General features: G+C 68.8%; 14 protein-coding genes and 1 other RNA gene. 8 read left to right on the forward strand and 7 right to left on the reverse strand.

Going from position 1 to position 13,165, the window contains the following annotated elements:
- Positions 1–213 precede the first annotated feature (213 nt).
- Positions 214–2,280, reverse strand: coding sequence for a TonB-dependent receptor (locus AC1KVE_RS02140; RefSeq protein WP_481091972.1), 2,067 nt, complete (start codon positions 2,278–2,280; stop codon positions 214–216).
- Between the two features lie 163 nt (positions 2,281–2,443).
- Between AC1KVE_RS02140 and AC1KVE_RS02145 the strand changes: the two genes are divergently transcribed.
- Together AC1KVE_RS02145 and AC1KVE_RS02150 are read left to right on the forward strand one after the other, a co-directional pair.
- Positions 2,444–2,860, forward strand: coding sequence for a MerC domain-containing protein (locus AC1KVE_RS02145; RefSeq protein WP_024939915.1), 417 nt, complete (start codon positions 2,444–2,446; stop codon positions 2,858–2,860).
- Positions 2,861–2,995: 135 nt separating this feature from the next.
- Entirely contained in the window at positions 2,996–3,178 is a 183-nt protein-coding gene (locus AC1KVE_RS02150; RefSeq protein WP_016904806.1) for a 30S ribosomal protein THX, read from the forward strand.
- A gap of 256 nt (positions 3,179–3,434) precedes the next feature.
- Here the strand turns inward: AC1KVE_RS02150 and AC1KVE_RS02155 are convergent, their stop codons facing one another.
- Genes AC1KVE_RS02155 through AC1KVE_RS02170 form a run of 4 tightly spaced genes read right to left on the reverse strand, consistent with a single transcriptional unit; the run spans position 3,435 to position 8,141 of the window.
- Positions 3,435–4,778, reverse strand: a complete 1,344-nt coding sequence (locus AC1KVE_RS02155) for a chloride channel protein (RefSeq protein ID WP_481091971.1) — start codon at positions 4,776–4,778, stop codon at positions 3,435–3,437.
- A gap of 43 nt (positions 4,779–4,821) precedes the next feature.
- Positions 4,822–6,102, reverse strand: a complete 1,281-nt coding sequence (locus AC1KVE_RS02160) for an alkaline phosphatase family protein (RefSeq protein WP_481091970.1) — start codon at positions 6,100–6,102, stop codon at positions 4,822–4,824.
- Between the two features lie 36 nt (positions 6,103–6,138).
- The gene (locus AC1KVE_RS02165) at positions 6,139–6,681 is read right to left on the reverse strand and encodes a methylated-DNA--[protein]-cysteine S-methyltransferase (protein ID WP_024939918.1); all 543 of its coding nucleotides are present in this window, start codon (positions 6,679–6,681) and stop codon (positions 6,139–6,141) included.
- On the reverse strand, positions 6,678–8,141 hold the full coding sequence (locus AC1KVE_RS02170; RefSeq protein WP_481091969.1) for an AlkA N-terminal domain-containing protein: 1,464 nt from the start codon (positions 8,139–8,141) through the stop codon (positions 6,678–6,680). The genes AC1KVE_RS02165 and AC1KVE_RS02170 overlap by 4 nt, the downstream gene beginning before the upstream one ends.
- A 148-nt stretch (positions 8,142–8,289) precedes the next feature.
- Here AC1KVE_RS02170 and AC1KVE_RS02175 point away from each other — a divergent pair, with 148 nt between their 5' ends.
- The 6 genes from AC1KVE_RS02175 to ubiM all read left to right on the forward strand — a co-directional run bounded on the left by AC1KVE_RS02175 (position 8,290) and on the right by ubiM (position 12,349).
- Complete coding sequence (locus AC1KVE_RS02175; RefSeq protein WP_481091968.1) at positions 8,290–9,462, forward strand: COG3904 family protein; 1,173 nt, start codon at positions 8,290–8,292, stop codon at positions 9,460–9,462.
- Positions 9,463–9,526: 64 nt separating this feature from the next.
- A complete protein-coding gene (locus tag AC1KVE_RS02180) occupies positions 9,527–9,775 on the forward strand; it encodes a hypothetical protein (RefSeq protein ID WP_054591543.1) in 249 nt (82 codons plus the stop codon).
- A 150-nt stretch (positions 9,776–9,925) separates the two neighbouring features.
- Positions 9,926–10,435: a DUF4019 domain-containing protein gene (locus AC1KVE_RS02185; protein ID WP_047126840.1), complete on the forward strand. Its 510-nt coding sequence runs from the start codon at positions 9,926–9,928 to the stop codon at positions 10,433–10,435.
- Between the two features lie 25 nt (positions 10,436–10,460).
- Positions 10,461–10,862 (forward strand): MAPEG family protein, encoded by a 402-nt coding sequence (locus AC1KVE_RS02190; protein WP_065049842.1) that lies wholly within the window; start codon positions 10,461–10,463, stop codon positions 10,860–10,862.
- Positions 10,863–11,063: 201 nt separating this feature from the next.
- A non-coding RNA gene (locus AC1KVE_RS02195) (sX9 sRNA) lies at positions 11,064–11,139 on the forward strand.
- Positions 11,140–11,170: 31 nt separating this feature from the next.
- Entirely contained in the window at positions 11,171–12,349 is a 1,179-nt protein-coding gene (ubiM, locus tag AC1KVE_RS02200) for a 5-demethoxyubiquinol-8 5-hydroxylase UbiM (RefSeq protein ID WP_481091967.1), read from the forward strand.
- Positions 12,350–12,560: 211 nt separating this feature from the next.
- Here the strand turns inward: ubiM and AC1KVE_RS02205 are convergent, their stop codons facing one another.
- Both AC1KVE_RS02205 and AC1KVE_RS02210 read right to left on the reverse strand, forming a co-directional pair.
- The gene (locus AC1KVE_RS02205) at positions 12,561–12,881 is read right to left on the reverse strand and encodes a hypothetical protein (RefSeq protein WP_047126839.1); all 321 of its coding nucleotides are present in this window, start codon (positions 12,879–12,881) and stop codon (positions 12,561–12,563) included.
- Positions 12,878–13,120: an RNA-binding S4 domain-containing protein gene (locus AC1KVE_RS02210; RefSeq protein WP_024939760.1), complete on the reverse strand. Its 243-nt coding sequence runs from the start codon at positions 13,118–13,120 to the stop codon at positions 12,878–12,880. Before AC1KVE_RS02210 ends, AC1KVE_RS02205 begins: the two co-directional genes overlap by 4 nt.
- Positions 13,121–13,165 lie beyond the last annotated feature (45 nt).

Consider the following 13,165-nt stretch of genomic DNA (forward strand, 5'->3'; position numbering starts at 1 on the left):
GCGGCCTCGGTATGATCGGTCAGCGATGCGTCGAGCCAGCCCGTGCAATGCAGCGCAACGGCTCGCCGCTGCGAGTGGCGTTGCAGCGCAGGGCTGTCATCGCCGCGCCAATGCGCGCAGCAGTGCAGAACGCCGAGGCCGGCAACCCCGCCGCCGGACATGACGAGGCCGCCCGAAGGCGGCCTCGCTTATGACGGCGGGAGAGAGGTACCGTCAGAAGAACAGGCGCACGCCGAACGAGGCGCTGCGGCCGGGAAGCATCACGTCGTCCTTGAGGAAGGAGGTGTGCACGCGGGCGTCCTGGTTGGTCAGGTTGTTGCCGTCCAGGAACACTTCCCACGCGTTGCTGCCACGGTCCACGTGGTAGGCCAGATGCGCATCGACGAAGGTATAGCCGTCGGTCGGGGTTTCGTTCACCGCCACCTTGTCCTGCTTCATGGTGCGGGTGGCGCCGAGCGAGGCGCGCCATGCATCGGCGTTCCAGCGCATCTGCGCGCCGACGCGGCCCGGTGCGATGCGCGGCAGGTTGCCGCCATCCTTCAGGCGCGCACGCACGGTGTCGCCGAACACGCGCAGATCCCACGCGCCGGTGTCGTTGTCGGCCAGATGGAAGGTGGCCTCGCCCTCGAAACCGTGGAAGACCGCATCGTTCTGCGTCCACTGGCGGATCGGAAGGAAGTCGTTGTCTTCTTCGTTGAACCACTGGCCGCCGGTATCGACGATGTAGACAAAGTCGTTGTAGCGGTTGTAGTACGCGGCGATCTTGGCATCCACCCATGCGTTCTGGAAGTTCAGGCCCAGCTCGGCCTGGTTGGCCTTTTCGGTCTTCAGATCGGCATCGCCGATCTCGTAGGCGAGGGTGGCGATGTGGGGGCCGTTGGCGAACAGCTCTTCCTCGGCCGGTGCGCGTTCGGCGTGGTCGAGGTTGGCGGTCAGGCGCCATTGTTCGTTGAAACGGAAGCCGCCGCTGGCCGAGAAGCTGGTCGGGGTGAAGTCGCGGTCCACGCCGATGTCGGTGCGGTACTTGACCTTGTCCACGCGCGCGCCGACTTCGGCGGTGACGCGCTCCCAGCTGTTGCGCGCGACGCCGAACACGCCGAGCGAGCGGGTATCGGTCTTGGGCACGAAGGATTCCTCGCCGATCGCCTGGAAGGTGGTGTCGCTGCCCTGCAGGCCGAATGCGGTCTGCCAGCCGCCGCCGAAGGTGAAGGACACTTCCACACGGCCTTCGTTGGCACGCTTGGTGAACACGGTGCCGACTTCGGCGCCTTCGAACTCGGTGTGCGCGTAATCGGTGTGGCCGAAGCTGTAGCGCAGTGCGCTGCCTTCGCCCCAGGGATCGGTCAGCCCGCCCTTGAGGTCGTAGCGGTCCTGCTGCAGCTTCAACGACACCCCGCGCTCGCCGATCGTCGGGTCGCCCGGCTCGCCGGGGTTGCCGTAGTTGTCACGGAAGCGCGAGGCCGACAGGCCGACGAAACCCCAGTCGCCGGACAGCGAGGCGCCGACCGAGCCGACCTTGGAGTCGATCCAGCTGTTGAGCTGGCGCCCCTGCGGGGTGTCGTAATCGTTCTGGTTGCGGTACACGCCGTCGGCATGGATCGACAGGCCGCTGCCATTGCCGGCATCGACGCGGAACATGTCGGTGTTGCCGTCCTTGTCGCCGCCATCGAAGCGCACTTCGGCGCGGCCGCTGAAACCGTCCACCGGGGTTTCGGCAATGCGCCCGTCGACCACGTTGACCACGCCGCCGATCGCGCCGGAGCCGTACAGCAGCGTGGACGGGCCCTTGAGCACCTCGATCTGGTTGGCCAGGAACGGCTCGATCGCCGGCGAGTGGTCCTGGCTGACCGTGGACACGTCCTGGGTCGACAAGCCATCGCGCAGCACCGCCACGCGCGGGCCGTCCAGGCCACGGATGATCGGCCGGCCGACGCCGGGGCCGAAGTTGGAACTCTGCACGCCGGGCAGGCTGGCCACGGTCTCGCCCAGGCTGGAGCTGCGTACCTCGTCCAGACGCTCGCCGGCCAGTACCTCGACCGGGCGGCTCAACTCGCCGGCCGCATCGCGCAACGGGCTGGCGGTGACCACGACCTTGTCCAGGTCCTTGATATGGCGGCCACTGGAAGCGGTGGCGTCGTGGCGCGTGTCCGAGCTGGGCGGGGTCTGCGGGTCGGCGGCTGCCGGTGCGTCCTCGGCCAGGGCCAGGGCGGGCGTCAGCAGGCTGGTCAGCGCCAGCGAGAGCGTGGAGCGGCGGAACGAGAAAGCGAGGCGAGGGTGCATGGCGGGCCGGACTCTGTGATTGTTACTGTATATCAATGATAAGGCGCAGCTTGGCTGCTGTGCCGACGGCAGGACCCGCTCACCTGCGCGATGCAGCGGTGCGGGTCTGGAACAAGGAAGATGTTATATTATTCCACGTCGCCGCGAGCCCCTGCTGGAAGTCATGCCTCTACCGTCCCTTCGCCATGTGCTCGACCGCTTCGGTGCGACCGGTTCGCTGCTGTGCGCCGTGCATTGCGCGGTACTGCCGCTGGTACTGGCCCTGGCCCCGTCGTTGGGCCTGTCGTTCTGGCTGGGCGATGGGGTCGAACTGGCCATCGTGGTGTTCGTGACGCTGCTGGGGTTGTTCAGCCTGGTGCTGGGCTATCGCCGCCACAAGGCGCTGCACGCGCTGGCGCTGTTGCTGCCGGGCTTGCTGTTGCTGTGGGCTGGCCTGCTCTATGACCCCTTGCACCACGCCGTGGTGCCGCATGCGGTGGTGATGACGCTCGGTGGCGCGCTGGTCGGCATCGCCCACCTGGTCAACCTGCGTCTGAACCACGGGCACGCCCACGTCCACGACGCCAGCTGCGCGCACTAGCCCGGGCTGCGCGGGCAGGGCCTACGTGGTAGGCTTGCCGGCCTTGCGCGAGGGCGCCGCCGGCGTAAACCTCGCCAGACCCGTGTTCAGCGCGGGGATTTTGTATTCAGTATTCACATTCAGGAGTCGACGAACATGGGTAAGGGTGACCGCAAGACCGCCAAGGGCAAGCGCTACAATTCCAGCTACGGCAATTCGCGTTCGCACGCGGTGAGCAAGGTTGTCGTGGGTGCAGCTGCCCCGGTTGCCAAGAAGGGCGTGGTCAAGGCTCCGGCCAAGAAGGCTGTCGCCAAGAAGACCGTTGCCAAGGCCGGCTGATCCTTAGCCCGCTTCGCGACACCAGAACGCGGCGCTTGCGCCGCGTTTTTTTATGTCCGGCATCGGCGCAGACGCGCGCTGCAGCGCTCGCCCGAGCAGCAATTAGGCTACCGGCCTGCGTCGAAGCGGCGACCTGCGCGCCGCTGGCGTCGGTTCGCGCATGGCACGGCAGCGCCGGCCGCAGTGCGCGGCGGTCACGGCCGGCAGCTGCACACTGCGGTCGGTCGGCCCTGCGCCGCTCTCCCGCCTGGGATGTTCAGTGCGTCGTTGCCGTAGCCGGCGAGGTGCGGGACGGCGTCGGCGCCAGCAACTGTTCGGCCAGGCCGCGATAGATCGGCGTCTTGCACACCAGCCCGGACATTGCGCGCGCGATCAGCACGGTGGCCAGGATCGGCAGCAGCATCTGGCTGGTGTCGGTCAGTTCCAGCGAGATCACCGCCGAGGTCAACGGCGCCTGGGTCACGCCGGTCAGATACGCGCACATGCCCAGCAGCACGAAGGTGCGCGGGTCCACGCCCGGCATCAGCACCGACAGGTTGTGGCCGATGCCGGCGCCCACCGCCAGCGCCGGCGAGAACAGCCCGCCCGGAATGCCGGCCAGGTAGGAGACCAGATTGGCCACCAGCTTCATCAGCCCGAATTCGTGGCCGACCACTGCATGGCCCTGCACCAGGCTGCGCGCCTGCTCGTAGCCGGTGCCGAACGCGCCTTGCCCGAACACCAGTGCCAGCCCAACCAAGGCCACCCCGCACAGCGCGGCCAGCAGCACCGGGTGGCGCTGGCGCAGCGCTGCCAGCCAGCGCGGTTTGCCGCTGACGCTGGCCAGCACCAGGCGCGCGAAGATGCCGCCGAGCAGGCCGGCCACGCTGCCGCATAGCGCGATCGCCAGCCAGGCCTGGCCCAGCGGCAGGGCCACCGCCACCTTGCCGAAGTAGGTGTAGTTGCCCAGCAGGCCCAGCGACACCACGCCACCGACGATCACCGCGGTCAGCAAGGTGCCGGAGAAGCGGTGCTCGAAGCGCCCGCTCAATTCCTCGATCGCAAACACCACCCCGGCCAGCGGCGTGTTGAACGCCGCGGCGATACCGGCCGCGCCGCCGGCAAGCAGGAAATGCGAGAGCTCGCGCGGATCGCGAAACCCGAACCAGCGCCCGAACACATGCATCAGGCTGGCGCCGACATGCACGGTGGGGCCTTCGCGTCCGACCGAGGCGCCACCGAGCAGCGACAGGGTGGTCAGGGCGAGCTTGCCGATCGACACGCGCAGCGACAGATTGGTCTGGCGGAACGCCGCGTCGTCATGTTCCAGCGCCGCGATGACCTGCGGAATGCCGCTGCCACGCGTCGGCCGCATCGCGCCGGTGGTGAGCCAGGCCAGCAGGGCGAAGATGCCCGGCGTCAGCAGCAGTGCCCACCAGATCGAATGCGCGGTGATGCGCTGGAACAACTGGAAGGCGGCGTCGCTGGCCTTGGCGAACACGATCGCCACCAGTGCTACTGCGATTGCGCCGCCCCAGAGTGCGGCGCGACGACGCCAGCCTTGGCTGGACAACAACGGCCGCAGCCGAAGCCGGCGCGGCGAGGGATCAGGAGCAGACATGGCGCCATTGTCGCATCCGCGCCGCGCGGCCGCGACGCGTCACTCAGCGGGTGACGGCCGGCGGCACGCGCAGGGCCGGCAGCAGCGTGGCGGGATTTCCATCATTGGGCGCGGCGGGAATGCCCAGCAGCCGGGTCATCAGCGCATACACATCGACGTTGTCGAAACCCGGCAAGCGCTTGCCCTGCGCCAGATCCGGGCCCTGCGCCAGGAACACCGCGCGCATCGACGGCAGCGCCGGATCGAAACCGTGCGAGCCGCGCATCTGATCGCGCGGGCGCTTGGCCAGCTTGTCCGGGAACAGTGCATCCCAGCCTTCGTGCATCTGGCACACGATCGGCGGAATGCGCGGATGCGTGCCGTAGTGCCAGCGTGCCGGCAGCTCCGTCTTGCGCCAGCAGTCGTACTGCGCATGCGCACCGAGCAGGCCGGCTTCGGCGCGGGCCTGCTGTCCCGGCAATGGCGCAAAGCCGATCACCTGCCCGTCGGTCACGGCAGTGGCGATGTCCGGGCGCGCCATGTCTTCCACGCTGATCGCATGCCCGGGCGCCACCTCGGCCATGCCGTGGTCGGAGACCACGACGATATTGGTGCGCTCGCGCGTGCCGTCGCGCTGCATGCCGGCCAGCAGCCGGCCGATCGCGCCATCCACCGCACGCACGTTGTCGGCGTATTCGCGCGACTCCGGGCCGTGGTCGTGGCCGGCTTCGTCCACGTGTTCGAAATACAGCGTGACCAGGCGGTTGCGGTCGGCGCCGGAGGCGGCCAGCCAGCCCCGCACTTCGTCCACGCGCGTGTCCAGGCTGGTGCCTTCTTCGTAATGGCGCCAACGCGTGGGGCGCACGCCGCCGATCGCCGCCTCGCTGCCCGGCCACGACCAGGTTGCGGCATGCAGGCCATGGGTTTCCGCACCCACCCACAGCGGCTCGCCACCCCACCAGCGCGCATCGCCGACGGCATCCTGCTTGCTCAGCCAGAAGCCGCCCAGCGTCGCATCGCGCATGCTGTTGTGCACGATGCCGTGGTGGTCCGGGCGCAGGCCGGTGACCAGCGTGTAGTGATTGGGAAAGGTCAGCGACGGGTACGACGGCGTCATCCAGCGCGCACGTACGCCGTCGTGTGCCAGTTGCGACAGAGTCGGTGTGATGCCGCGATCGAGCATGTCCGCGCGCAGCCCATCGATGGAGATCAGCAGCACGCTGTGCGGTACATCGCTGTGTGGTGCGCCGGCCGACGCGGGCGTTGGCGTACTGCGCGAAGGGCCGTGAGAACTGCAGGCCGCGAGCAGTGCGAGCGCGGCAAACACAAAACGTCGATCGATCATCGCGCCAGTTTACGGCCTGGCAATGACGTCGCGAAGTCAGCGCGTGCCGGTGGCGGATGCGGCGAACAGATCGTCGGCCGCTGCGCCCTGGCGCGGCGACCAGCCTTCCAGCTGCAACAAGGCCTGCTTGGTCGGCAGACCGCCGCCGAAGCCGGTCAGCGCACCATTGGCGCCGATCACACGGTGGCAGGGCAGCACGATCGGCAATGGATTTCGCCCATTGGCAGCGCCGACCGCGCGGCTGGCGGCGGGGCGTCCCACCGCATGCGCGAGTTGCGCATAGCTCCAGGTCTGCCCGAACGGAATCTGCGCCAGCGTATGCCAGACCTGCAGTTGGAATGGCGTGCCGGTCGGGGCCAGGGGCAGGTCGAAGCTGCGCCGCCCGCCATACAGATAGTCGAGCAACTGCTCGCGCGCCTCGCGCACCAACGGCGCATCGGGGTCGTGCTGCCAACGCGCGCGTCCGACCGCGTCGTAGCGGTTCTGCGCGAACAGGATGTGGTGCACGCCGGCAGCATCGGCGGCCACGCTGAGCGCGCCGATCGGCGAGGGAAAGGTGTCGTAATACAACGTGCTCATGAGCGGGTGTCCTTGCGATCGACAGCGAGATGCCACAGGTGCAATACGGCGTAGGCGCGCCACGGCTGCCAGGCCTGCGAGCGCACTTCGGTGGCGCGCTCGCTCAGGCGCTCGGGCGTGCCGAGCACCTGCTGCAGGATCAGGTCGCCGGCCGGAAACGCGTCCGGATGCGACAGCGCACGCATGGCGACGTAGTGCGCGGTCCACGGCCCGATGCCGGGCAACGCGGTGCAGGCGGCGACGAACTCGGACAGGCGCTGGCCGGCGCCGAAATGCAGCTGCCCTTGCGCGCAGGCCGAGGCTAATGCACGCAGCGTGGCGGCGCGCGCCCGCGGCAGGCCGAGTTGTTCCAGCGGCGCCTCGGCCAGCTGTGCCGGGGTCGGAAAGATGCGGTCCAGGCCGGGCGGCATCTCCAGATGATGGCCGCCATGCCGGTCGACCAGCCGCGCCGCCAGCGTTGCCGCGCCGGCCACGCTGATCTGCTGGCCCAGCACGGCGCGCACGGCCACCTCGAAGCCGTCCCAGCCACCCGGCACGCGCAGGCCGGGGCGGCGCGCGATCGCCTCGGCCAGCAGCGGCTCGGTCGCTAGCGTGGCGTGCACCGCCTGCAGGTCTGCATCCAGATCGAACAGCCGGCGCACCCGCCGCACGATCTGCGGAATCTGGCGCGGGTCGGTGGCGCCGATGCGCAGCAGCAACTCCGCACGCTGCGGCGCCGCGCTGACCTCGATCAGCGTTGCGTTGCCCGGCGTGCCGATCACGCGCCGGTAGCCGCTGGCGTCGACCTGCTCGATGCCGGGAATCGCGCGGCGTTGCAGGAATGCCAGCATCGCCGGCAGATCCAGCGGCGGGCGGTAGCCCAGGCGCAGGGTCAACTCGCCACCCGGGACCTCGGCACGCTGCTTGCGCAGCGCCGATGGCGGCATCCCGCAGCCTTCCAGGAATGCGGCATTGAAGCGACGCAGGCTGTTGAAGCCGGCCGCCAGCGCGACCTCGGTGACCGGCAATGCGGTCTCGGTCAGCAGTTGCTTGGCCAGCAGCAGCCGGCGCGTGCCGTGCACCTGGATCGGGGTGGCACCGAGCTGCTGCACGAACTGCCGCTGCAGCTGGCGTGCGCTCAGGCCCACTGCGTCGGCCAGGGTCTGCACCGGCTGCTCCTGCAGGGCACCGTCGGCAATCATCGCCAGTGCGCGTTGCACGCTCTCTTCGCCCAGATGCTGCTGCGCCTGCGGCGACAGCTCGGGGCGGCAGCGCAGGCAGGGCCGGTAGCCGGCGGCACTGGCTGCCGCCGCGCTGGGGTAATAGCTGATGTTGCCCGGCTTGGGCGGCGGCGCCGGACAGACCGGGCGGCAGTAGATGCCGGTGCTGCGCACCGCGGTGAAGAACAGCCCGTCGAAGCGTGCATCGCGCGCCAGGCGGGCGCGGTCGCATTGGAGTCGGTCGGGCGTGGCGGTCTGCATGGCGCCAGTCTATGCGCTCGCCCCGACCCCGGCTGGCCGTTTTCGGACAGGGTTACACCAGGCCGCTGCGTTCATGGCAGGGTCAAACGCTTCGCCCATTCAGCCATAGACTGAGGGTGATCTCCGTCGCGGTCCGTTGCCTGACATCATGCTGAAACTGCTCTGCCTGTCCCTTTCATGCGTGCTGGCGCTGGCGGCCTGCGACCGCACCAGTACCTCGGCCGATGCCGCCGCGACGCAGCAGAGCGGCGCGGGGCAGGGCGATGGCGACCATATGGTGTCGGTGGATACACCCGAGCCGGTGGCGCCGCCGCCGCGGCCGCGGGCACAGGCCGGCGAAGCCGGCTGGCCGCAGGCGGAGCTGGACGCGGGCAAGGCCTGGATCAGTTGCGCCACCGATTACAGCAGCGAAGCCGGCGACGGCACGCTGCTGCCTGCGCTGGACCGCGCCAGCGTGGAGGCGGCGCTGGCGCCGTGTCGCGACACCGGCCTGCTGCGGGTGCGCTACGCCGGCAAGATCAACGCCGGCTTCTCTGCGTTGGTGTGGCGGCTGGCCGCGGTGGCCGAGCAACTGCGGCTGCCGCATCGCATCCTGGACCTGGACTCCAGCGGCGGGCAGGTGGAAGCGGCGATTCGCGCCGGCGATGTCATCGGCGAATCCAATTGGACCATCTGGGTGCGCGAAGGCTCGATCTGCCACAGCGCCTGCGTGTTCGTGCTGGCCGCCGGCGACAACCGGCTGGTGGCCGGCAAGGTCGGCATCCATCGCATGATGCGGATCAGTTCCAAGGCCACCTCGCGCGCGGAACTCAATCGCGAATTGCGCGAGGTCTACGGCAACGTCAAGGATTATCTGGAGCGCAACGGCGTGGCGGTGGCGGTGGCCGACCTGATGATGACCGTGCCCAACCGCAGCCTGCGCCTGCTGACGATGGACGAGCTGCGCGAGTACGGGCTGGATGGCACCAACGCGGTGCAGGACGACCTGGAGCGCATCCGCCAGATGCGCAAGTGCGGCGACGCCTTCGTGCGCCGCAAGGACGCGTTTCTGGTTGCCTTCGACCAGAAGTGCAAGGGCGAGGGCGCCGATCTGGAGGCGGTCAACGCCTGCGGCCTGGCCTTGAAGCAGCGCTTCGGCTTCCCGGATGCGGCCTGCCCGGAAGAAAGCCCGCTGGCCGAAACCGATGCCGCCGCGCTGCCGGCCACCGCCGCAGCGCAGGCCGCGCCGGCGGCCGACGCGGAGGCAGGAGCGCCAACTGCGGCACCGGCCGCAGAGTCGGCTGCCGAGCCCGCAACGGACCCCACCCAGGGCGAGGGCTGAGCTTCACACCCACCGCACTGCCGGCTGCCTATGGTCGCGGCATACCACGGAGCCGGGGGGCGACATGCTCGGAAAGACGAAAGGCGTTGCGCTGGCATACCTGCCATCGGCGCTGCTGGTGCTGGCCGGGTTTGGCGTGGCCGAACTGCTGCAGGTGATCGCTGCGGCCAGCCATGTGCAGTGGCCGGCGACGCTGGCGGTGTGGCTGAGCCTGGCGGCCCTGATCGCTGCCATCGCGCGCGCACTGTGGGTCAGTTGGCGACTGTGGCGGCCACGCGGCGTCGCGGCGGTTCCGCCGGGCGGCGACATCTGATTTTTGAGTCAAGGCGTGCGTTCCCGGCACCCGGCTCGCGCGTCGCTTGCACACTCACCTCACCATGCAGCGCAGGTCTTAAACTGCCGCACCCGTCGCAAACTCTGCGGCGGTTCCCATCCGTTTGCTACGCACAAGGTCATCTGCCCCATGTTCCGTCCTCGTCTGCTTGCCGCACTGCTGTTGGCTCCCTCGCTGGTCCTGGCACAACAGCCGCAGACCGCTGCACGTCCGGCCGCCGCTCCCCAGGCGGCGCCCACGGCCAGCCCGGCGCAGCAGGCGCAGCTGACCAAACAGAACACCGAGATGACCCAAGCGGCATTGCGGGTGGCGCAGATGGTCGACGCCAACCAGGTGGCCTCGCTGTGGGATGGCGCCTCCAGCGTCGCCAAGACCGCGGTCAAGCGCGATGTCTTCGTGAGCCAGATCGGCGCCGAACGTGCGCGCCTGGGGGCGGTGGTCGGACGCGGGCAGGGCTCGGTGACACGGGTCAAATACGCTGCCGGCGCGCAGGTGCCCGAAGGCCTGTACGTCAACGTCAGCTTCCCGACCCGGTTTGCCAAGGCCCAGCAGCCGGTGCGCGAGCTGGTGTCGTTCCGCCTGGACGAGGACAAGACCTGGCGTCTCGCCGGTTACAGCCTGCGCGCGTCGATCAAGTGATCTTGCAGCTCATCCGGAGACCCGTGTGGAACTGACCATCGAACTACAGATGCTGGGCTGGGCCATGGTGCTCGGTCTGGTGCAACTGCTGGCCGCCTCGGCCAGCATGACCGCCCAGCGCGGGACCAAATGGAATGCCAGCGCCCGCGATGGCGACCCCAAGCCCCTGACCGGCGTCGCGGCGCGGCTGGATCGCGCCTTCCGCAATTATCAGGAGACGTTCCCGATCTTCGCTGCTGCGGTACTGGCGGTGAGCGTTGCCGGACGTACCAATGCAGACACCGCACTGGGCGTGCAGCTGTACCTGTGGGCGCGCGTGGCTTACGTGCCGGCGTATGCGGCAGGCATTCCTTACCTGCGCAGCGCAATCTGGGTGGTGTCGTTCTGGGGCATCGTCAAGCTGGTGCGGGCGTTGCTGGGCTGGTGACGCAGGCTGGGCTGCGTGCGCGTAGCCGGTGGGCAGTGGCTGCGAAAACGCAGCGACAAGCCGCACGCCCGTGACTGCGGTGGTCCGCCTGCTCGGTCGCTGCTTGATCCTGATCAAGGCCGGCCAGCACCACTGCCGTTAAACTGAGAGCCGCTACCAAGACGGCTGCGCTTACCGCCATGCGTGCGTGCCCGATGCGGCAGGTGCCACGCGGACATGCCGGTTGCTCTGCGCCGACCGCATCCAGCTGACCATTGCATGCGAGGTCTTGTTAGCTCCTATGGGTCTTGGTGGTGAAGGAGCGTGGCATGCAATCGGTGGATGTCGCAGTCATTGGTGCCGGGCCGGTCGGCCTGAGTTTTGCGCGGTCGTTGGCCGGCAGTGGCCTGTCGGTGCTGGTGGTCGACCAGCAGCCACGCGCGCAGCTGGCCGAGCCGGCCTTCGACGGACGCGAAATCGCGCTGACCCATGCCTCGCGTGCATTGCTGGAGCAACTGGGCATCTGGCCGCAATTTCCCGCCGATGCGATCTCGCCGCTGCGCGACGCCCGCGTCATGGACGGACATTCGCACTTCGCGCTGACCTTCGCCGCCTCCGCGCGTGGTGCCGGCGATCTGGGCTGGCTGGTGCCCAATCATCTGATCCGTCGCGCGGCCTGGCAGGCGGTGCAGGCGCAAGCTGCGTTGGAGATGCGCTGTGCGTGCACGCTGCAGGCCGTGCAGCAGCAGCGCGACCGCGTGGTGCTGCAGTTATCCGATGGGGAAACGGTATCGGCGCGCCTGCTGGTGGCGGCCGACAGTCGCTTTTCCAGCACCCGGCGCCTGCTCGGCATCGGTGCGCAGCTGCGTGATTTCGGCAAGACCATGCTGGTGTGCCGGATGCGGCATGCGTTGCCGCACGGGCATGCCGCCTGGGAGTGGTTTGGCTACGGCAAGACGCTGGCGTTGTTGCCGCTGCAGGGCAATCGCGCCGGTGCGGTGCTGACCCTGCCGCCGCGACAGGTGGAGGCCTTGCTGGCGATGGAGGCGGCGGACTTCAGTGCGGCAGTGACCGAGGCATTCGAGCATCGGCTCGGGCCGATGCAGCAGGACGGCAGCCGGCATGCCTATCCGCTGGTGGCGGCCTATGCGCAACGCTTTATCGCCGAGCGTGCCGCGTTGATCGGTGATGCGGCGGTGGGCATGCACCCGGTCACCGCGCACGGCTTCAATTTTGGATTGCAGAGCCAGGCGCGCCTGGCCGAGCGTGTGCGCGCCGCTGCCGCCGCCGGGCGCGACATCGGGGCTGCGGCCCTGCTGCAGGGGTATGAGCGGGCTCACCGGCTGGCGACGCGGCCGCTGTATGAAGCGACCAATGCATTGGCCGCGCTGTATACCGACGACCGTGCGCCGGCCCGCCTGCTGCGACGTGGTGCCTTGCGTGCGGCGCATGCGGTGGCGCCGTTCAAGCAGGCGATTGCGGCGCATCTGACCCAGCGCAGCGTTTGACGTATCGAAGTGGGAGCAGGGAGGCACAGTGCGTGCAGCGCTGCGCTGTGGTCCTCACGCGCAGTGGCCTGCAACGGTGTTCGACGCGCGGGGGGGCAATGCGGTCATCCGCTCGCTCGCAGGTGCTCTTGCGGCAATCGGATGGGCTCGATCAGGCCGGATTTGCATGAGGTCGGCTTTCGTCACGCGCGCCGCATCGGGCACGCAGCCATCAGGCCGGCGTGTTGACCCGCGCAAGAATCGCATCGATCGCGGTGCGCGCATCGCCGCTGCGCAAGGCGTCTTCCAACAGTGGAATGACCCAGGCGCAGCCGGCCTTGGTCACGTCTGCGCGCCAGCCGCCGGGCCAGGCTTCCAGCTCGTGCAAGGCCAGCATGCTGCAACCGCCACGCTCGGCGTGACCGCCACGGATCGACTGCTCGAACCAGAACGGCGTGGGTGAATCGACGTCGATCGAGAAAATATAGACATCGTGGTCCGGGTCTTCAGCCGAGGGCGCGTTGTTGCGCCAGCTGACCTGCACCACGCTCATTCTGCCGGCTCCGCATCGGGGTCCAGCGCCAGCACGCGGATCTCCACATCGTCCAGTTGCACGCACTGGCCGGGGCGGATCTTGGCGGTCTTGCGCAGTTCCTGCACGCCATCGACGCTGACCGCGCCGCTGGCGACGATCGCCTTGCCCTGGCCGCCGCTGTCGGCGATGCCGGCCAGCTTGAGCAACTGGTTGAGTTCGATGTACTCGCCGTCCAGGTCGAATTCCAGAAATTGCATGGTGCGCTCGGTGACAGGAAGACGGCGATTATCCGCCTGTCGCAG

This window comes from Xanthomonas sp. NCPPB 2864 (assembly GCF_056675615.1).